This window comes from Streptomyces sp. BE303, assembly GCF_036290945.1.
Classification (GTDB): domain Bacteria; phylum Actinomycetota; class Actinomycetes; order Streptomycetales; family Streptomycetaceae; genus Kitasatospora.
Genome location: NZ_JAQYWZ010000540.1, coordinates 162,219 through 180,777 on the forward strand (window position 1 = coordinate 162,219; position 18,559 = coordinate 180,777).

Annotated in this window: 14 protein-coding genes; 7 read left to right on the top strand and 7 right to left on the bottom strand. The window is 76.0% G+C overall.

Annotated features, from left to right (window positions below; translation table 11 throughout):
* Positions 1 to 20 precede the first annotated feature (20 nt).
* Both PUR56_RS12060 and PUR56_RS12065 read right to left on the bottom strand, forming a co-directional pair.
* Positions 21 to 2,786 carry a DUF7824 domain-containing protein gene (locus PUR56_RS12060; protein WP_329948874.1) on the bottom strand — a complete coding sequence of 922 codons (2,766 nt, stop codon included), beginning with the start codon at positions 2,784 to 2,786 and terminating at the stop codon, positions 21 to 23.
* Positions 2,783 to 4,267 carry an SWIM zinc finger family protein gene (locus PUR56_RS12065; RefSeq protein ID WP_329948875.1) on the bottom strand — a complete coding sequence of 495 codons (1,485 nt, stop codon included), beginning with the start codon at positions 4,265 to 4,267 and terminating at the stop codon, positions 2,783 to 2,785. Before PUR56_RS12065 ends, PUR56_RS12060 begins: the two co-directional genes overlap by 4 nt.
* 159 nt (positions 4,268 to 4,426) lie before the next feature.
* Here PUR56_RS12065 and PUR56_RS12070 point away from each other — a divergent pair, with 159 nt between their 5' ends.
* Complete coding sequence (locus tag PUR56_RS12070) at positions 4,427 to 5,335, top strand: acyl-CoA thioesterase (protein ID WP_329948876.1); 909 nt, start codon at positions 4,427 to 4,429, stop codon at positions 5,333 to 5,335.
* 138 nt (positions 5,336 to 5,473) lie between these two features.
* Positions 5,474 to 6,124 (top strand): TetR/AcrR family transcriptional regulator, encoded by a 651-nt coding sequence (locus PUR56_RS12075; protein WP_329948877.1) that lies wholly within the window; start codon positions 5,474 to 5,476, stop codon positions 6,122 to 6,124.
* Between the two features lie 37 nt (positions 6,125 to 6,161).
* Here PUR56_RS12075 and PUR56_RS12080 read toward each other — a convergent pair whose 3' ends face one another.
* Positions 6,162 to 7,535, bottom strand: coding sequence for a sulfite oxidase (locus tag PUR56_RS12080; RefSeq protein WP_329948878.1), 1,374 nt, complete (start codon positions 7,533 to 7,535; stop codon positions 6,162 to 6,164).
* 591 nt (positions 7,536 to 8,126) lie between these two features.
* Here PUR56_RS12080 and PUR56_RS12085 point away from each other — a divergent pair.
* From PUR56_RS12085 to PUR56_RS12100, 4 genes are all read left to right on the top strand, one after another.
* Positions 8,127 to 8,924 (top strand): alpha/beta fold hydrolase, encoded by a 798-nt coding sequence (locus PUR56_RS12085; RefSeq protein ID WP_329948879.1) that lies wholly within the window; start codon positions 8,127 to 8,129, stop codon positions 8,922 to 8,924.
* Between the two features lie 150 nt (positions 8,925 to 9,074).
* A complete protein-coding gene (locus PUR56_RS12090) occupies positions 9,075 to 9,449 on the top strand; it encodes a MerR family transcriptional regulator (protein ID WP_329948880.1) in 375 nt (124 codons plus the stop codon).
* Positions 9,450 to 9,643: 194 nt separating this feature from the next.
* Positions 9,644 to 11,287 carry a BCCT family transporter gene (locus tag PUR56_RS12095; RefSeq protein WP_329948881.1) on the top strand — a complete coding sequence of 548 codons (1,644 nt, stop codon included), beginning with the start codon at positions 9,644 to 9,646 and terminating at the stop codon, positions 11,285 to 11,287.
* A gap of 148 nt (positions 11,288 to 11,435) precedes the next feature.
* Positions 11,436 to 11,615: a hypothetical protein gene (locus PUR56_RS12100; protein ID WP_329880451.1), complete on the top strand. Its 180-nt coding sequence runs from the start codon at positions 11,436 to 11,438 to the stop codon at positions 11,613 to 11,615.
* A gap of 174 nt (positions 11,616 to 11,789) precedes the next feature.
* Here the strand turns inward: PUR56_RS12100 and PUR56_RS12105 are convergent, their stop codons facing one another.
* Complete coding sequence (locus PUR56_RS12105) at positions 11,790 to 13,703, bottom strand: DUF2398 family protein (RefSeq protein ID WP_329948882.1); 1,914 nt, start codon at positions 13,701 to 13,703, stop codon at positions 11,790 to 11,792.
* Positions 13,704 to 13,925: 222 nt separating this feature from the next.
* Between PUR56_RS12105 and PUR56_RS12110 the strand changes: the two genes are divergently transcribed.
* Positions 13,926 to 14,687, top strand: a complete 762-nt coding sequence (locus PUR56_RS12110) for a lysoplasmalogenase (protein ID WP_329948883.1) — start codon at positions 13,926 to 13,928, stop codon at positions 14,685 to 14,687.
* 101 nt (positions 14,688 to 14,788) lie between these two features.
* Here the strand turns inward: PUR56_RS12110 and PUR56_RS12115 are convergent, their stop codons facing one another.
* The 3 genes from PUR56_RS12115 to ggt all read right to left on the bottom strand — a co-directional run bounded on the left by PUR56_RS12115 (position 14,789) and on the right by ggt (position 18,314).
* Positions 14,789 to 15,403, bottom strand: a complete 615-nt coding sequence (locus PUR56_RS12115) for a hypothetical protein (RefSeq protein ID WP_329948884.1) — start codon at positions 15,401 to 15,403, stop codon at positions 14,789 to 14,791.
* 153 nt (positions 15,404 to 15,556) lie between these two features.
* Positions 15,557 to 16,360, bottom strand: a complete 804-nt coding sequence (locus PUR56_RS12120) for an exodeoxyribonuclease III (RefSeq protein ID WP_329880456.1) — start codon at positions 16,358 to 16,360, stop codon at positions 15,557 to 15,559.
* A gap of 151 nt (positions 16,361 to 16,511) precedes the next feature.
* The gene (gene ggt / locus PUR56_RS12125; RefSeq protein WP_329948885.1) at positions 16,512 to 18,314 is read right to left on the bottom strand and encodes a gamma-glutamyltransferase; all 1,803 of its coding nucleotides are present in this window, start codon (positions 18,312 to 18,314) and stop codon (positions 16,512 to 16,514) included.
* Positions 18,315 to 18,559: the final 245 nt, after the last annotated feature.

Genomic DNA, 18,559 nt, shown 5'->3' on the forward strand with positions numbered 1-18,559 from the left:
CTCCTCCTCCCCTCGCTCCGTCAGCCGGCCAGCACCTCCCGCAGGGCCCGGGCGTGCTTCACCAGTCGGCTCGACCCCGGCCGGCCCGCCACCTCCGCCAGCCCCGGCACCTCGCCGCGGGCACCGCAGCGGCGCGCGGCGTCCGCCGCCACCGCCAGCACGTCGGCCGCGCCGCGCACCCCCTCACCGCCGAGGAGCGCGGGCAGGACGGTGGCCAGCACCGACCAGACGGTGCCGTAGGCGCCGGTGTCCGCGACGGTGACCAGGGAATGGGCGAGCCGGTTGGGCTTCACCGTGCCGAGGGTGACCAGCTCGCCCAGCTCGCGACCGAGCAGCGCGCCGTCCAGGTCGCCCCGGGCGGCGAGGACCAGCAGCGCGTCCACCGCCGCCGTCCGGTCGTCGGGGAACCGGGCCCCGAGGCCGTAGGCCACGGCGAGGTGCAGCGAGAGCCCGGCCGGACCGCCGCCCTCGGCGAGCACCACGAGCATCCGCCCCGCACCGCGCCGCTCGCGGTCCGCGGAGTCGGCGAACCAGTCGAGCCAGCGGGCCGCCTGCTCCTCGCGATGGTGCGGGAGCATCGCGGCCCAGTGCGGGCTGGGCTCCCACTGCCACTCGTTCTGCTTGCGGGCCCGGTCGACGGTGGGCTCGGTGCCGTCCAGCAGCGCCCAGAACTCCGCCTCCAGGCGCTCGCCGGCCGGGCCGACGGGTCCGCCCCCGCTGCCGGTCTGGGTGACCGCCACCCGCTTCACCGTCTCCCACCAGCGGTCCCAGTAGCGTTGCCCGGTCCGGGCCTCCGGGCCGGGCGCGAAGACCACCCGCGCCGAGGGCTGCGCCGGCAGGCCGCCCTCACGCAGCCACCGGGCCGCCCAGCGGCCGGCGGGCGAGGTCAGCCGGTCGGCAGCCGCCCGGACGACCGCGTCGGTCGTCGGGGCCACCCGCAGCAGGGCGGCGCTCAGGTCGGCCCTCCCGACCGGGACGCCGGCCGCCTCGTGGACGGCCAGGCGCTCCACCAGCACCTCGGCCGCGACCGCACCGGTCGCATCGGTCGGGGTGGCGAGCAGCAGCGGCGGAAGGTCGGTGGTGACCCGCTCGGCCGCCTCGGCGAGCCGGGCGGCGATCGCCTCGCCGTACACCGTGTTGTGCGGGCCGCGCAGCGGGTGGCGGCCCTTGTCCTTGAAGACGGAGCCGCGCCGGTGGGGGTCGACCAGACCGGCCACGGCCGCCGCGACGTACAGCACCTCGCCGGGACCGCAGTCGCTCCACCGGCTGCCCTCGCGCCACGGGTTCACCCGTAGCACCGGCTCCAGCGCCGCAGTCAGCGCCGCCCGGTCCAGGTGGGCGTGCCGGACCAGGCCGTCCAGCACCCGTTCGAAGACGGCGACGTCCGGCCGGCCCGAGGCCAGCAGCACGGCCAGCTCCTCGGCCACCTCGGCCGGGGTGGCGAGCGGGTCCCCGAGCGGGGCGGGCACCGGGACCGGCGGGAGCAGTTCGCTCCACGCGGTGTCGTCGTCCTCGCCGCTGCCCACCGGCGCGCCGAACAGCTCACCGGCGCGGGCGTGGTGGGCGGGGTTGAGGGCCTCGGCGGCGAGCCGCAGCTCGGGCAGGACGGCCTCGCCGGCCGCCTTGAGCCGGCGGGCCACCACGTTGAGCGCGCGCTCCTGGATCACCGTGTCGGGGTGGCCGAAGGCCTCGGCGGCGGCCAGCACCACCGGGCCGGAGCGTTCGGGCGAGCGCCGGGCGGCCTGCTCCAGCCAGGCCAGCTGGGCGCGGACCAGCTTCTTCTCGCTGCGGAACAGCACCACCGACGAGGCCTCGACGAGCACCTCCGGTCCGACCAGTCCGGCCTCGTCCAGCCCGGTGAGCACCTGCTGGGCGTGGCCGGCCACCGTCGAGAGTCCGTCCAGCACCGCGACCAGGTCCCGGACCCGGGAGGCGTACTCCTCCGTCGTGGGCGCGAGGGCGACCAGGACGGCGAGGAAGGCCTTCTGGTCGGCCGGCCGGCCACCGCGGACCAGCCGGGCCACGCAGAGGTCGACCAGCTCGGCGCGGTCGAAGTGCGGGCCGCCCGCCAGCCCCGCGACCGCCTCCGGCCAGGAGTCCCCCGGCCGGGTGCTGTACCGGGAGTCGAACGGCCAGGCGACGTCGTCGAGCTCGAACACCCGCGGCAGCAGCACCGGTGTGAAGGTGTCCGCCCGCAGCCGCTCCAGCAGCGTGTCGTTGGTGCCCCGCGGGCCGGTCTCGGCGCCCGCGGCCGAGCGCACCCACTCGGCGACGAAGTCGTCGGAGGCCGGCACCCGGCAGCCCGTCCGCCGGACAACCCGCTCGATCAGCGGGAAGAGGTCCCAGCTCCAGCCGGATCCGCGCTTGGCGGCGAGCCGGCCGACCACCTCGATCTGCCACTCCTCCGGCTGGGCCTCGACCACCGCGCCGAGCGCCGGGTGGCGGGCCCAGGACCGGCCGGTGAAGTCGCGTCCGCCGATCCAGGTGGCGGCGCCCGCCGCACCGACGTGGCAGCCGGCTCCGGCGACCAGCAGCGCGCCCATCCGCTGGTTGGCCGCCTTGGACCAGTCGCTGCGGGCCTCCTTGCGCATCTCCTTGAGCACCGGGACGCAGGACCGCCGCTCGGCCGGGCCGAGCGCGGCGACCAGACCCGGCACCTGCGGGACCCGCCCCTCGCGGACCGCCGTCAGCAGCGCGTCGACCGCGGCCGACGCCCCGCCCGTGACGCCTGCGGCGCCCGTCCCGTCCGTCGCCCGCGCCGCGCTCATCGTGTCCGTCCCGCTCATCGCGTCCCCTCCCGAAGGATCCCGTCGTGACCGGCCCCGCCGAGGGCCGTCCCGCTCTCCACGGTCCCGCTCCCCGCGGCTCCGCCCTCCACCGCGCCGTTCTCCGGCGCGCCGCCCCGGAGGGCCGCCTCCCGGACCATCCCGACCGCCAGGACGTGCTTGCACGGCCCGCGCCCGCCGCGGTACTTGGCCCACCAGAGGCAGGTGCAGCCGAGCACGCCCGCCGCGTCCGTCCGCACCCGCTGGACGTGGTCGTCCACCGTCACGGTGGCGAGCGCGCCGCTCTCCTGGCGGACCGCCCCCGCCGCCACCAGGGCGCGCGCGGCCCGCAGCCGCGGGTTCCGGTCCTCGGCCCGCCCCGCGTCGTACGGCAGCTGGCGGTGGAAGTAGGCGGCCTCGGCGGCGTCGTAGCCGATCTGCCCGCCGGTGCCGAGCCGGGTGAGCGCCGCCCGCACCCGGGCCGGGGTGAGCCCGGACTGCTCGGCCAGGTCGGCGACCTCGATCCGCGGCTCCCAGGCGAGCAGCGCCGCGACCAGGTCGGCGTCCGGCTCGGCCGTGTCGGTGGCCAGCGCGCCGAGCACCCCGCCCTCGCCGGAGAAGCCCCGGGAGGCGTCCGGTGAGAGGGTGAGCGTCAGGCGCATCCCGGGCAGCACCACCTCCCAGGCGGAGGCCGCCGGGCCGTCACCCGCGACCGGGCCGTACACCCGCAGCGCCAGCGCGTGCCGCAGCACCCGCTGGAGCGCGGCCAGCCGCTCGGGGCCGGGCAGGCAGACGGCACCGGGCACCGGCCGGGTGGTCGGGCGCAGCGTCCGGCCGGCCGCGACCACCCAGAGGGCGGTCCGGGCACCGGCCCGGCCGCCGCCGCGCGGCAGCGACCGCAGGAAGCGGACCGCCTCGGCCGCGGGCAGCTCGGCCCGCAGGTCGAACCCGGCCGCGGTGACCTGCGTCTCGGCGAAGCCGCGCAGCCAGCGCTCCGGCAGCGGGACCTTCTTCTCGACGACCGGCCCGTCGAAGGTGGTGACCTCCAGGGCGTCCGGTCCGACGGCGAGGTGCAGCGGCTCGGCCCGACCGATCCGGGAGAGTGCCTCGCGCAGCGGGTTGTTGACGTCGACGTTGGTGGTGCCGTGACCGATCTCGTCGCCGTCCAGGCCGGCGGCGAGCACGTCGAGGCGGGCGTAGACGCCGCAGCAGCCGGAGAAGGACTCGAACCGGAGCCGGTCGCCGTTGGCGGTGACCACCGGGTCGAGCGAGGCGCGCAGCTGCGGCTGGTAGTAGCGGGCGGCGGCGACGTCGGCGACCGCGAGCAGCGCGGCGGCGGCCGGTGCGGGCTCGGCCAGGAAGCCCGCGAAGAAGCGGGGGTGGGTGGCCGCCCCGAGCGGGGTGGCGCCGCCGGAGGTCTCCAGGGCGAGGCGCCGGCCGGCCGCGCCGTCGAGGACGGCGGACGGGCGCAGATAGGCGTACGCGTGTGCGGATTGCGACATGCCGAACACGTTAGGTCAGGGCACTGACAGTCGGGCTCCGGCGCCCTCCCCCACCCGTCCCGAGCGGTCCCGACTGGAACAGGTTCTACCCGTGAGGTTCCCCCGAAAGGGTTACCCAGGTCACAACGGTCGGCGGGCGGCTTCTGTCACTATGGGCCCGTGACCGAGCTGACCGAACAGGAGAGACGGGCGACCGACACCGTCGGCCCGTTCGCCGAGCTGCTGCTGATCGAGCGGCTCGACGAGAACACGTTCCGCGGCCACTGCCACGCCGGAGCGCCGATGCGCGCGTTCGGCGGCCAGGTCGCCGCACAGGCGCTGGTGGCGGCCGGGCGGACGGTCGGGACCGACCGCGCGGTGCACTCGCTGCACGGCTACTTCCTGGTGGCCGGGGACCCGGCCCACCCGATCGACTACCGGGTCGACCAGGTGCGCCAGGGCTCCTCGTACGCCACCCGCCGGGTGACGGCGATGCAGAAGGGCGAGGCGGTCTTCACCCTCTCCGCGTCCTTCAAACGCCCCGAGCGGGCCACCGACCGGCACCGGGAGATCCCGTCCATGCCGGGCCCCGAGGAGTTGCCGGACGTCTTCTCCTCCTGGGACGAGGAGGCCCGCGCGGCGCTCGCCCGCAGCGGCTTCGGCGCCCTGGAGCTGCGGTTCGTCCCGCCGGACGCCCCGGGCGTGCCGCCCGCCGTCCCGGGCATGCCGCAGCAGTTCGTCTGGCTGCGCGCCGGTTCCCCGCTGCCCGCCGACGACCCGCTGCTGCACGTCTGCGCGCTCACCTACCTCTCGGACCTCACGCTGGCCTCGACGGCCGGGCTGCACCTCCAGCCCAACTTCTTCCAGCGCACCGAGCCGCCCCGGCTGCTGATGGCCTCGCTGGACCACGCGATGTGGTTCCACCGGCCGTTCCGGGCCGACGAGTGGCTGCTGTTCGCCCAGCGGAGCCCGTCCTCCTCGGACGGCCGGGGGCTGTCCCTGGGCGAGTTCTACGACCGGGAGGGACGGCTGGTCGCGTCCGCCGTGCAGGAGGCGCTGATCCGCGAACGCCTGGCCGCACCGCGCTGACCACGGCCCGGAGCCGACGGCGGGGCGGTCACCGGGGCGGGGCCGGCCCGCGGGCCGGCCCCGGTGACCGGGGGGAGAACGGCGGGCGGCCTGTCGGCGTCATATTCCTGAGCGGCCACGGCCCGTATCATGGTGCGGGTGACCAAGGTTGACCTGTCACCACGGCCGGTGGAGGCGATGTCTCCGCGTCAACTCGAACGCCGCGAGAGTCTGATCGCGGCAGCGCTCGCCCTGGTGAACGAGATCGGCGTCGAGCGGCTGCAGATGAAGCAGGTCTGCGAGCGGTCCGGAGTCGCCCTGGGGACGGCGTACCGCTACTTCTCCTCCAAGGACCACCTGCTGGCGGCCGCCATCGCCGAGTGGCACCGCCTGCTGCTGGCCGACCTGGTGGCGGAGCTCCGCGGACCGCGCGCCGGCCTGGGCGCCACCGACCGGGTGGTGCGGTTCGTCCGCGGCGGGATGCGGGCCTACCAGCGCCAGCCCGAACTGGCCCGGCTCCGGGTGGCCGTCGCCGCCTCCACCGACCCCTTCGCCAGCGAGGCCCTGCAGGGCATGGCCCGGGCCGACAGTGCCGCGCTCCAGGCGGTGATGGCCGAGGTCCCGGCCGCCACGAGCGACCTGGTGCGGCACATCGTCGGCCACGCCTGGCAGGGCGAGCTGACGGCCTGGGTGACCGGCCGCACCACGCTCGGCGACGCCCGGCGGCGGCTGGAGGACGTGGTGCGGCTGGTGCTGGCCCCGTACGAGACGCCCTACCCGGCCCCGTACGAGGTCCCGTCCAGCGCCTGAGCCCGGTGGGGGCGGCTGCGGCGGACCCCGGGCGGAGTCAGGCCGCCGTCACCGGGTGGACCACCACCGCGTCGAAGAGGTAGCCCTCGCGGTTGAACACCGCCACCTCGGGCTGGGTGTTGCCGCGGCGGTCGGTCGCCCGGGCCCGCAGCTCGTACGGGCCGGGCCGCTCCGGACGCCAGTCGATGCTCCAGCGCGTCCAGTTGTCGGCGCGGGGCTCGTCGAGCAGTTCGGCCCGGTGCCACCGCAGGCCGCCGTCGGTGGACACCTCGACCGTACGGACCGCCGCCGCACCCGACCAGGACCGGCCGTACAGCCGGTGCCGGCGACCGGCGGCCAGCACCGCCCCGCGGGCCAGCTCGAAGGCGCTCTTGACGACCTGGGTGGTGAGCGGGGCGCTGCCGCCGGCCGGGTGGTCGGGGCCGAAGAGGCGGTAGAAGTCGGTGTTCCAGGGCGAGTAGAGCGGGTGGTCGGCCACCTCGACCGTGCCGACCCACTTGATCGACGCGATCCCGATCCAGCCCGGCACCACCAGGCGGACGGGCGCGCCGTGGTCGGGGGTCAGCGGCTCGCCGTTCATCTCGTAGGCGAGCAGTACGTCGTCCAGCGCCTTCGCCACCGGCAGCGGGCGGCGGACCCGGCCGAGGCTGACGCCGCCGGACACGAACTCCGCGTCGAGGCCGCTGGGCAGCACGTCCACCGCACGACGGCTGATCCCGGCCCGGCGGAGCACGTCCGCCAGCCGGACCCCGCACCAGCGGGCCGAGCCGATGCCGCCGAGCGTCCACTGGGTGCCGGTCACCGTCTGGTGCTGCTGGCCGGTGTAGAAGCTGCGGCCGTTGCCGGCGCACTCGACCAGGGCGCTGATCGAGTGCGCGGGGAGGTCGTGCAGGTCGTCGAGGGAGAACTCGACCGGCCGGTCGGCGGTGGGTGCGCCGCGCAGGCCGCTGCCGAAGAGCCGCAGCCGCCAGCTGCCGGCGTCGATCAGCGGCGTGCTGGTGTGGTTGCGGACGAAGAACCGCTCCACCGGGACGTGACGGCCGACCGGGCCGCCGTCCGCGCTCCCGCGCAGCGCGTCGAACCGCATCTCGGCGTTGGTGCCGCGCGGGACGAACCACTCGGCGGGCAGCGGCTTGAGGATCCCGGGCACCGGGCCGGCGGTGGGAGCGGCGGCGGCGAGGCCGGCGGACGACGGCGCGACGGGCTCGGCGCCGCCCGCGGACGGCGGAGCCGCGAGCGCGTCCGCCGGGGCGAGCAGCCCGCCGGCGGCCGGGGCGGCGAGCACCCCCGCTGCGGCGAGCATCCGCAGCAGGGTGCGGCGGTCGACGCCGTCCGCGCGGGCCTCGCCGGCCAGCCACTGGCGGCGGCGGAGCCGGTCGTACGCGGCTTCCGAGGGGGTTTCGGCGGGCATGGGCACACTTCCGTTCGGATCGTGGTGACGGTCGGACCATGGACCTGCGGGCGGCGCGCCGGTCCGCCGTCGGAACGCGGACCTGCGGGCGCGGGGGGCTGCGGTCAGCGCGAGGGGCGGCCGGGGCCGTGGTCGGCACGGCGCCGCGGCGGCCGTCGGGCGGCCGGGGGTGACCCCGAGGAGCCCGGGTTCACCCCGGGCGGCCGGACGGGCTCAGCGACAGCGACAGTGCAAGCAGCTTCGACAGCAGCTGTGACAGCGACAGTGACGGCGACAGGAAGGAGCGGCGCACCCGGGTGCGCCGACCGGTCCACCGGCGGCCCCGCGCACGGCGCAGGCGGCACGGGTGGCGGCATGGGCGGCGGCACGAGTGACGGCGCGGACGGCGAACCGTCCGGTGGTCCTCACTGCACGGGGCGTCCCGGTCACGATGCGGATCATAGGGCCGACCCCGACGCCGCGTCAGGCGATCCGGGCGAACCGGCCCCGGCGGACGGGACCGCGGCTTGACCTTCACACCGATGTCAACTCCTACCGTGCGGGGCGGGGCGGCCGACCGGCCGTCCCGCCCTCCCGCACAGGAGCACCGCCATGACCGCGCCGAAGCCCGCCCCCGCCCCGCTCGCCCGGATCGTCCGGGGCTCCGGCCCCGGCCTGCTGCTCGCCCACGGCGCGGGCGGCAGCGCCCGCGACAACTGGGGTCCGCTGCTCGACGACCTCGCCGCCCACCGCACCGTCGTCGCCCCCGACTACCCGGGCTCCGGCGACAGCCCCGACGAGCCGGGCGAGCCCTCGCTCGACGAACTGGCGGACCGGCTGGTGGCGGTCGCCGACGAGGAGGGCCTGACCGGGTTCGACCTGGCCGGCTACTCGCTCGGCGCCGCCGTCGCCGTACGGGCCGCGACCCGCCACCCCGGGCGGGTCCGCTCCCTGCTGCTGCTCGCGGGGGTGGCCGGCGGATCCCAGCGGTTCCGGCTGCTGGCCGACCAGGCCGTCACCCTCGCCGGGCAGCCGGCCCTGCTGGCCGACCAGGCCCTGACCGTGGTGTTCGGCCGCACCTGGGTCGACGCCCTGCCCGCCGACCGGCTCGCCGACCTGCGGGCCGCCCTCGCCGCCACTCCGGTTTCGGCGGGCTTCCGCCGGCAGTTCGAGCTGGCCGCCCGCGCCGACGTCCGCGCCGAACTGGCCGGCATCGCCGTGCCCACGCTGGTGATCTCCACCACCGAGGACACCCTGGTGGCGCCGGAGCAGCACCGCGCCCTGGCCGAGGGCATCCCCGGCGCCCGCCTGGCCGAGCTGACGGCCGGCCATCTGCCGATGGTGGAACAGCTGCCCGAGCTGCGGCAGCTGGTGCTCGGCTTCCTCACCGGCCACCCGGCCGCCGGATGACCGTACGGTCGAGCAGCCCTACCGCCGGCCGGTGGCCGGGTGGCCGGCCGGCGTCACCCCCGACGCCCCGGCCCCCGCCCACCTGCCGAATCCGTGAACGGCCGGACGCTCCGGGGGAACACCCCCGCGGAGCCCGGCGTTCGCCCGGACATGCGCATCGGAGAGCTCGCCCGTCTGACCGGGGTGTCCACCCGCCTGCTGCGGTACTACGAGGAGCAGGGCCTGCTCTCGCCGGCGCGTTCGGCCGCCGGCTACCGCGAGTACGCCGAGGGGGACGCGATCCGGGTGCGACAGGTCCGCAGCCTGCTGGCGGCGGGCCTGTCCACCCGGGTGATCGCGAGCATCCTCCCGTGCGCCCACGGACCGATCCCCGCCCTGGAGGCCTGCCCCCACCTGCTCGGCACCCTCCGCGGCGAGCTGGCCGAGCTCGACGCCCGCATCGGCGAGCTGACCCGCAGCCGGGGCGCCCTCGCCGGTTACCTGGACGCCGCCCTGCCCCCGGCCCGCGCGTACGCCGCCGCCTGACGGCCCGCCGCCGCACCGGACACCCGCCGGACCGCCGCACCGGACACCCGCCGGTCCACCCGTCCGACGCCGCCTCACCCCGCCCTCCCCGGCGTGCCCTCCCCCGCCTCCCGGCCGGAACTGGACATAGTGCGACATGTATCCCTTTGACGATCATGTCACCGCCCAGGGCGAACGCCGGAAGAGGTACCCCCATGACGAGTCAGCCGCCCGAGCCGCCGGACGAACCCGCCGCCACCCTCCCCGTCGACCGGGCGGTGTTCGGGATCAGCGCCGTCCTCGTCCTGGCGGTGGTCGCCTGGGGCATCTTCGCCGAGGACTCCCTCGGCCGGACCTCCAGCAGCGCCCTCGGCTGGGTCCTGCACAACTTCGGCTGGCTCTTCGTCGTCGCCGCCGACGTCTTCCTCGTCCTCACCGTCCTGCTCGCCCTCAGCCGCTTCGGGCGGATCCGTCTCGGCCGTGACGACGACGAACCCGAGTTCTCCACGCTCTCCTGGGTCGCCATGATGTTCAGCGCCGGCATGGGCATCGGCCTGATGTTCTACGGCGTCGGCGAGCCGCTCCAGCTGTTCGCCACCCCGCAGCCGGGTTCCGGCCTGGAACCGCAGTCCGCGGCCGCCGCCCAGCAGGCACTGGAGTTCTCGCTCTTCCACTGGACCCTGCACCCGTGGGCGATCTACGCGGTCGGCGGCCTCGCACTCGCCTACACCACCTTCCGCAAGGGCCGGGGCAACCGGATCTCCTCCGCCTTCGTCCCGCTGATCGGGCAACGCGGCGCGGACGGCTGGACCGGCCGGGCCATCGACATGCTCGCCGTGTTCGCCACCGTCTTCGGCTCGGCCACCAGCCTCGGCCTCGGCGCCCTCCAGGTGGCCGACGGCCTCGGCTACGTCTCCTCCGTCGAGAACACCGAGCGCACCCAGCTGATCATCATCGGCTCGCTGAGCGCCGCCTTCGTCGTCTCCGCCTTCTCGGGCGTGCACAAGGGCGTCAAGTGGCTCTCCACCGCCAACGTCGTGCTGGCCTCGCTGATCATGCTCTTCGTCTTCGTGATCGGCCCGTCCGTCTTCGTCCTGGACGCGATCCCGTCCACCGTCGGCGGCTACCTGTCCGACCTGGTCGCCATGTCCACCCAGACCGGCGCCTTCACCGACGAGAGCTGGCTCGGCTCCTGGACCATCTTCTACTGGGCGTGGTGGCTCTCCTGGGCGCCGTTCGTCGGCACCTTCATCGCCCGCATCTCCCGGGGCCGCACCATCCGCCAGTTCCTGATCGGCGTGCTGCTGGTGCCCAGCGGGGCCACCGTGATCTGGTTCTGCGTGATGGGCGGCACCGCCATCCGGCTGGACAGCACCGGCGCCGCCGACCTCGTCGAGACCATCCCGCAGGGCGCGGAGGCGTCCCTGTTCGAGATGCTGCGGTCGCTGCCGCTCGGCTCGGTGACCAGCGTGATCGCGGTGCTGCTGGTGATGCTCTTCTTCATCACCAGCGCCGACTCCGCCTCCCTCGTCCTCGGCTCGCTCTCCAGCCGCGGCTCGCTGCACCCCCGCACGTGGCTGGTGGTGGTCTGGGGCGTCCTGATGGGCGGGGTCGCCGCCGCCCTCCTGCTCGCCGGCGGGCTGACCGCGCTGCAGAACGCCACCATCCTGGTCGCCCTGCCGTTCGTCGTGGTGATGCTGCTGCTCTGCGTCGCGCTGGTGAAGGAGCTGCGCACCGACCCCGCCGCCGGTCCCTCCCGCTTCCACCCGGCCCACGGCCTGCGGGACGCCGTACGGGTCGCCGTCGGCGACGCCCTCGCCGACGCCGGACGGCGCGACCGGCGCCCCCCGCCCGAGTGAACCGGTGACGCCGGACCCGCCCGAGGAGGTCGGGCGGGTGGGGTGTGACCTGGGATGTTGCGTATTCCGCCCAACCCGACGCCCGCCCCCCATCCGGACTTCACCCGCACGTAGCGACCGTTAACGCCGCCCTGGAAACCTCCCTGTCATGAACGCCAACCCTCCGGCGACCCTCCAGGACCCGCGCTTCCCCCTGCCCAAGCGCCACCGCCGACTCCTGGCCTGCGCCGCCGTCCTCGCCTCCGTCACCCTCGGCACCCTCGGTGTGGGCGCCACCGTGGAGACCGTCCAGCCCGGCACCGTGGCCACGGCCACCACCCGGAGATGACGTGGTCGGAGCCACACGCCGCGACGGCACGGTCGGCGGTACGGCCACCACCAAGAAGTACGCCGTGACCCTGCCCGGAACACTCGCCGAGCAGATTCGCGCGAGGGTCGGCCCCCGTGAGTTCAGTCGTTACGGATCTCCGACGGGCGGCTCGAGGTGGCCCGGCTCCGAGCCTCAGGCGTGCTGTTCCGCCTTCGGGGCGGCCGGGGCCGGGATGGTGATCTCCGGGTCCCGGCGCGAGTGCCGGCCGGTGCCGGGCTCCGGCAGGAGGTGGGCGGGGGCGTAGCGGGCGGCGGGCGCGCGCAGGAGCCAGCCCGGGGGGCGGGTACCGCGGGGTGCGCGGACGATCAGTCCCATCCGGTGGAGCAGGTCGAGGGAGTCACGGCGCAGCGCCGTCCGGTCGGCCAGGTAGTCACGGCGCCACCCCGCCGGAAGCCCGTACTCGTCGGCGATGTCGCCGAGGACGCCGTCTATCAGCGCGTCGGGGACGGGCACGTCGGCGTCCGTGGACTCACCGGGGAGCGGCCGCACCTCCTCCACCAGGCGTTCGACCAGCAGCAGCGCGGCCTGGGCCAGGGTTCCGGCGCCCGGCAGGGCGAGGTCGGTGAGCTCCTCGGCGGGGTCGAGCAGGGCGACGCCCTCGGCGCGGTGCTCCGCCTCCAGACCGAGGAAGTCGGCGAGGGCGGCGGGGCCCGAGATCCGGTGGTCACGCAGCCAGTCCCGCCGCTCCTCCGACAGGTCCGCGATCAGGACGACCGGGGTCTCGGCGAGCCGGCGGCGTACGGCGGTGCCGGGCTCGGCCTCGGCGGCGTGGCGGATCAGGTCGGCCGCGTCGGCGGCGCGCGCGGGCGGGGCGGCCGGAACGGCCCGCGCGAGCTCCCGGTCGACCGTCAGGACGGTCTCGTCACCGGCCGGATCCGCCGGATCGACGGGGACGTCGAGCAGCACCTGCCAGTCGGCCAGGACGGCGAGCGCCATGCAGAGGTCGGCGCGGGCGGCGTCCGGCGCGGGCGCGGCCTCCGGGCCGACCGTGCGCATCGCGGCCCGCAGCCGGCCGAGCGGCAGTTGCTCGGGCGCGTCGACCAGCAGGGCCAGCGCGAGCGCCAAGCGGGCGTACCCGCCGGGGGTGAACGGGGCACCGGTGGCCGGGTGTTCGAGCCGGCGGGCGGCTCCGGGGCCGAGGCCGGCCTTGTGCAGGCGGGCGTGCCAGGGGCCGACGAGCAGACGGTAGCCGAGCAGGGTGTCGAAGCGCTCGGTGAGCCAGTCACGATGACGGCGGATCAGCGGGAAGCCGTCGGCGTGCGGCCCGGAGGCCGTGACCAGGGGGTGGGCGAGCAGCAGCCGGGCCGCGATCCGCCGCTCGGCCGCGGTGGCGGCGGCGGAACGGTCCTGAGCACCGACGGTGGCGGTCCGGGAGCGTTCGGGCTTGCGGTGCTTGCCCGGCCTGCCCGGCTCGGCGCCCGAGAGGACGACGGGCAGCGCGCCGGCGTCCCGGCGGGCCCGGCGCAGGCCGCGGACCGGGCGGGCCTCGCGGGTGCGCTGCTGCACGGGGGTGTGGGCGGTGGGGCCGTGCCACCAGCTGACGTCGGACGCCGGTTCGGCGGGGGCGGACCCGGGCAGACCCGGTCCGACGGGGCCCGGTCCGACGGGGCCCGGCTCGGCCGGCGCGCCGAAGTGCCGGGCCGGGTAGAGCCCGAAGGAGGCCGCCCAGAGGTCGTCGGCGGTACCGGCGTCGGCCTGCGCGAACCACTCGGCGAGCCGGAGCAGTCCCGGATCCGGCGAGAGCCCCGGAGTCGGCACGGAAGACGGTGCGGGAGTAGTCGGTGCGGGAGTCGGTGCGGAGGGCGGAACCGGAGTCGGTGCGGGGCCGGCAACCTCGGCCACGTCCACCTCCACGTCCACCTCCTGCGGGTCGTCAGTCCCCGGCGCACGTACGGCAACGCGCGCGGACCCGGGCACGGCCGCGGACACGGCTTCGCGTACGGCGACGACGGCGTCGAGGGTGCTCCGCCCCGCTCCGCCCGTACGCCCGTCCGACGCGCCACCGGCCGCCAGCGCGGCGCCGGTCACGTCCTCCTGCTGCTCCATGTCGTGGACCAGACTAGACGGTGGGCGCGGCCCCCGCTGGCAGCTGCCGGGTCCCGTGGGCACCGAACCGCGCCCCACCGCGCGTCGCCCGGCGATCGTCGCCCCACCGCCGCCCGGCCGGAACCTACGCGTCGGTAACCTGTCCTTCCCGGACCCCGCTCCGGTCGCCCGGGGTGCCCAGCACGGGCCACCCGCTCCCCATCCCCCGGAGGACACCGCCGCATGAGCATCCGTACGACCACCCGCGCCGTTCTCGGCGGCCGCCTGCGTTCGGCCACCGGGCTGCTCACCGGCTACGCCACGACCTCGGCGGCCCACCTGGGGGCGATCCTGGCCGACACTCAGGTGCTCCGGCACGCCACCAAGCCGGCGCTGATGCCGCTGCTGGCCGCCCACAGCGCGGTCGCCGCCGCCGCGGCCGGCCGCGAGGCGCCCAGGCTGCTGACGCCTGCGCTGCTGCTGAGCGCGGGCGGGGACGTCCTGCTCCAGCTCGGCAACGACACCGCGTTCCTGGCCGGCATGGGTTCGTTCGCCGCGGCGCACGTCTGCTACGTCACGATGTTCGTCGGGCAGGGGGCGCTCACCGAGCGGCGACGGGCGCTGCTGGTGGCGGCGGCGTACGCGGCGGCCTGGGCGACGATGGTGAGCCGGCTCTGGCCGGACCTCGGGGACCTGCGGGTGCCGGTGGCCGGGTACAGCCTGCTGCTCGCCTCGACGGCCGTCACCTCGGCCGGGCTGGGCCTGCGGACCGGGCTGGGCGGGGCGCTGTTCCTGCTCTCCGACACGCTGATCGCCACCAAGCTGGCCAAGTGGCGGGAGCTGCCGGGCCACCAGTTCTGGATCATGGCGACGTACGTCCTGGCGCAGTACCTGCTGGCCAGTGGTGCGCTCAGGGCCGCCGCCGAGGCGGGGGACGCCCGGGGGCCGGAGGACGCGGACAGCGCGGAGGACGCCGGACACGCCGGTCGACCGCAGACGGTCTGACCCCCTCCCCGCCGGCCTGACGCCCTGACGGACACGGAGGTGCCGCCGGACGGACCGTCCGGCGGCACCTCTGCGCGAACCCCTCCGGGGCCGGCACGTCTTCAGGCGGACCCGGTACCGGCCCGCCGCCGCAGCAGCCAGAAGCCGCCGACGCCGCCGGCGATCAGCAGCGCGCCACCCGCGAGCTCCAGCGGGTCGGCCGCCACCGAGCCGCCGAGGCCGGTCTTCACGGCGCCGTGCGGGGCGACCTGCTGGCTGCCCGCGCCCGACTGACCGAGCGACCCGGCCCACTCGCCGGCCGCCTCGCTCCACCCGCCCAGACCCGAGGGCGTGGATCCGGCGCCGGAGGACGAGACCGTCACGGTGGTCACGGTGACGGTGGTGGCGAAGGCCCCGCCGTCCGGACAGGTGCCGTCGACCTTGCTGTCGCCGCTGTGCTTGCCCGCCAGCCGGGCGGAGCCGGTGTGCTTGCCGTCCGAACCGAGCGTGAGGGTGGCCGGCCCGCCCTCGAAGGCCGGGGAGTTGGCGGTGATGGTCTTGGCTTCGGGCTTGTCGGACTTCTCGCAGGAGACCGTGACCGTCACGGTCTGGCCCGGTGCGGCCTGGGTCGGGCTGACCGTGGCGGCGCCGTCCTTGGCCAGCGCGGTGGGAGCCGTCAGGCCGGTCAGCACCGCTGCGCCGATCAGGGCGGCGGCGGCCGTACGCGTGGGGCGCATGCCGGAACCTCCGGGATTCTCGGGCGCAGCCGCGGACTCGGATGTCCACGTGATCGAACAACTACACCCAGTTACTCACCGACGGTAGGCACCTCTCCCCCGCCCGGCCACCGCTCGGAGCCGTTCGAGCGACCGGCCGTCACCCACCGTGACTCAGAGGTCGAGGTCCACGACGACCGGGGCGTGGTCCGACGTGCCCTTGCCCTTGCGGGCCTCGCGGTCGACGTAGCTGTCGGTGACGGCGTCGACGAAGGGCTTGTTGGCGTAGGTGAGGTCGATCCGCATGCCGCGGTTCTTCGGGAAGGCCAGCTGCCGGTAGTCCCAGTAGGTGTAGGGGTGGTCGTACTTGAGCGGGCGGGGCACCACGTCGTGCAGGCCGGCCTCGCCGAGGGCGGCCAGCGCGGCCCGCTCGGCGGGGGTGACGTGGGTCAGGCCCTCGAAGGCGGCGACGTCGAAGACGTCCTCGTCGGCCGGGGCGATGTTGAAGTCGCCGAGGACGGCGAACGGGCGGCTGCCGGCCGCGTCCTCCAGCGAGGCCTGGCGCAGCGCCTCCAGCCACTCCAGCTTGTACCGGTAGTGGGCGTGGTCGACCTCGCGGCCGTTGGGCACGTAGACCGACCAGACCCGGACCGGCCCGCAGGTGGCGGCGACGGCGCGCGGCTCGACGTCGGGCAGCAGCGCGTCGTCGGCGAGGTAGCCGGGCTGGCCGGGGAGGTCCCGGACGACGTCCTCCAGGCCGATCCGGGAGACGATCGCCACGCCGTTCCACCGGCCGGTGCCGTGCGCGGCCGTCTCGTAGCCCAGCTCGCGGACCGGCTCGTACGGGAACGCGTCGGCGGCGCACTTGAGCTCCTGGAGGCAGAGCACGTCGGGCTTGGCGCTCTCCAGCCATTCGAGGAGCTTGGGCAGCCGCGCGGTGACGGAGTTGATGTTCCAGGTGGCGATGCGGACGGTCACGGCGGGCGGCCTTCCCGATGGCGGTACGGACGAGGGGTGGACGCCCTGGCAGGCGTCCACCCCGAATCTACCGAACGGCACCGACAATCCGGCCCGGCCGCAGGGCCCGGGCCCTGGTCGGGCTCTGGTCGGGCCCGGGTCGGGGGGCAGGTCAGGGAGCGGGGCGGACCACCGCCGCCGAACCGCCGCCGCGCCGCACCGGTTCGGCGGCCGCGACCCAGCGGCCGTCCGGCAGCCGCTCGACGCCGGTCGCGGCGCCGATCTCCGGCGTGCTCGCGAAGACGTGGCCGAGCGCCTCCAGCCGAGCCCGCTCGGGCAGGGCCAGGAAGGCCGGCTCGGCCTGGGTGGCGGCCGTGTTGCGCTGGCTGGCGCGCGGTGCGGCGATCGCCTGCTCCAGGCTCAGCCCCCGGTCGAGGCGACCGAGCAGCACCTGGAGGGTGGTGGTGATGATGGTCGCACCGCCGGGCGATCCGACCGCCAGCACGGGCTCGCCGTCGCGCAGCACGATGGTCGGCGAGAGCGAGGAACGCGGGCGCTTGCCGGGGCCCGGCAGGTTGGGGTCGGGAACGCCGGGGACGAGCGGCGTGAAGTTGAAGTCGGTCAGCTCGTTGTTGAGCAGGAAGCCGCGGCCGGGGACGGTGATGCCGCTGCCGCCGGTCTGCTCCAGGGTGAGGGTGTAGGAGACGACGTTGCCCCAGCGGTCGGCCACGGTGAGGTGGCTGGTGCTCAGACCCTCGTACGGCTCGGCGGTGGGCGCCACGCCCTCGCTCGCGCAGTCGGCGGGGTGACGCGGGTCGCCGGGCGGGAGCGGGCTGGTGAGGGCGCGGTCGGGGCTGATCAGGCAGGCGCGCGAGGCGGCGTAGCGCGCGGAGAGCAGCTCCCGCACCGGGACGTCGTTGAACGCCGGGTCCCCGACCCAGCGGTTGCGGTCGGCGAAGGCGATCCGCGTGGAGTCCAGGAAGTGGTGGTAGTACTGCGTGGCGTCGTAGTCGCCGACCTCGCCGTCCTCCAGGATGCCGAGGGACTCGCCGACGGTGGTGCCGCCGGAGCTGGACGGGGCGATCGAGTAGAGGTCGTAGTCCCGGTAGGCGACGTGGGTGGGCTGCTGCCGGCGGACCTGGTAGCCGGCCAGGTCCACGGCGTCCACCTTGCCGGGCCTGGCGACGCGGCCGGAGGCGGGGTCGACCGGCGGGTGCTGGACGGTGCGGACGATGTCGGCCGCGAGGTCTCCCTGGTAGAGCGCCTTGACGCCCTCCCGGCCGAGCTGCGCGTACGTGGCGGCGAGGTCGGGGTTGCGGAACGTCGAGCCGACGACCGGGAGGCCGCCGCCGGGCAGGAAGAGCTTCGCGGTGTCCGGGAAGTCCTTGAACCGGGCCTGGTTGAGGGCGGTCTGGTCCTGGAACGTCTGGTCGACGGTGAAGCCCTGCTCGGCGATCCGCCGGGCGGGTGCGAGCGCCTCGGCGAAGGGGCGCTTGCCCCAGAGCCGGACGGCGGTCTCCCAGGTGGCCGGGGAGCCGGGCACGCCGACGGAGAGGCCGCTGGTGACGGCGTCGGCGAACGGCAGCGGCTTGCCGTCCTCCAGGAACAGGGACGCGTCGGCGGTCCGGGAGGCGGTCTCCCGGCCGTCGATGGTGTGCACCCGGCCGGTGTCGTGGTCGTAGTAGACGAAGTACCCGCCGCCGCCGATCCCGGCCGAGTACGGCTCGGTGACGCCGAGCGCCGCGGCGACGGCCACGGCGGCGTCCACCGCGTTCCCGCCCTTGCGCAGGACTTCGATCCCGGCGGCCGTGGCGTCGGCGTCCACACTGGCCACCGCCCCGCCCCGGCCCACGGCCTCGGGCACCTTGGCCGGTGTCGCCGACGGCGGCCCGGCCGCCCCGGCAGGGCCGGCGACCGAGCACACCAGGGCGGTGGCAAGCAGCAACGGCGGGGCGATTCGAGCCAGCGCTCTCATCCGAAATCCTCCTGAATAGGCGTCAACTCCGTTGTTTCACAGGAGCCATGACCCCGACAACAGGGCCACGGCGCTACCAACGGGTAGTTGACGCGCGGCGGCCGGCCCGGAGGAGACGGACGGGCACGCTTCGGCTCCGGTCCGCCGGAACGCACGGGCAGCCGCCCGTGCGGCCGGTGGCCGGCGCGCGTACCCGTCGAATCCCGGCACGAAGGGCGCGGCCCCTCCGTGCACCCGGCCCCGCC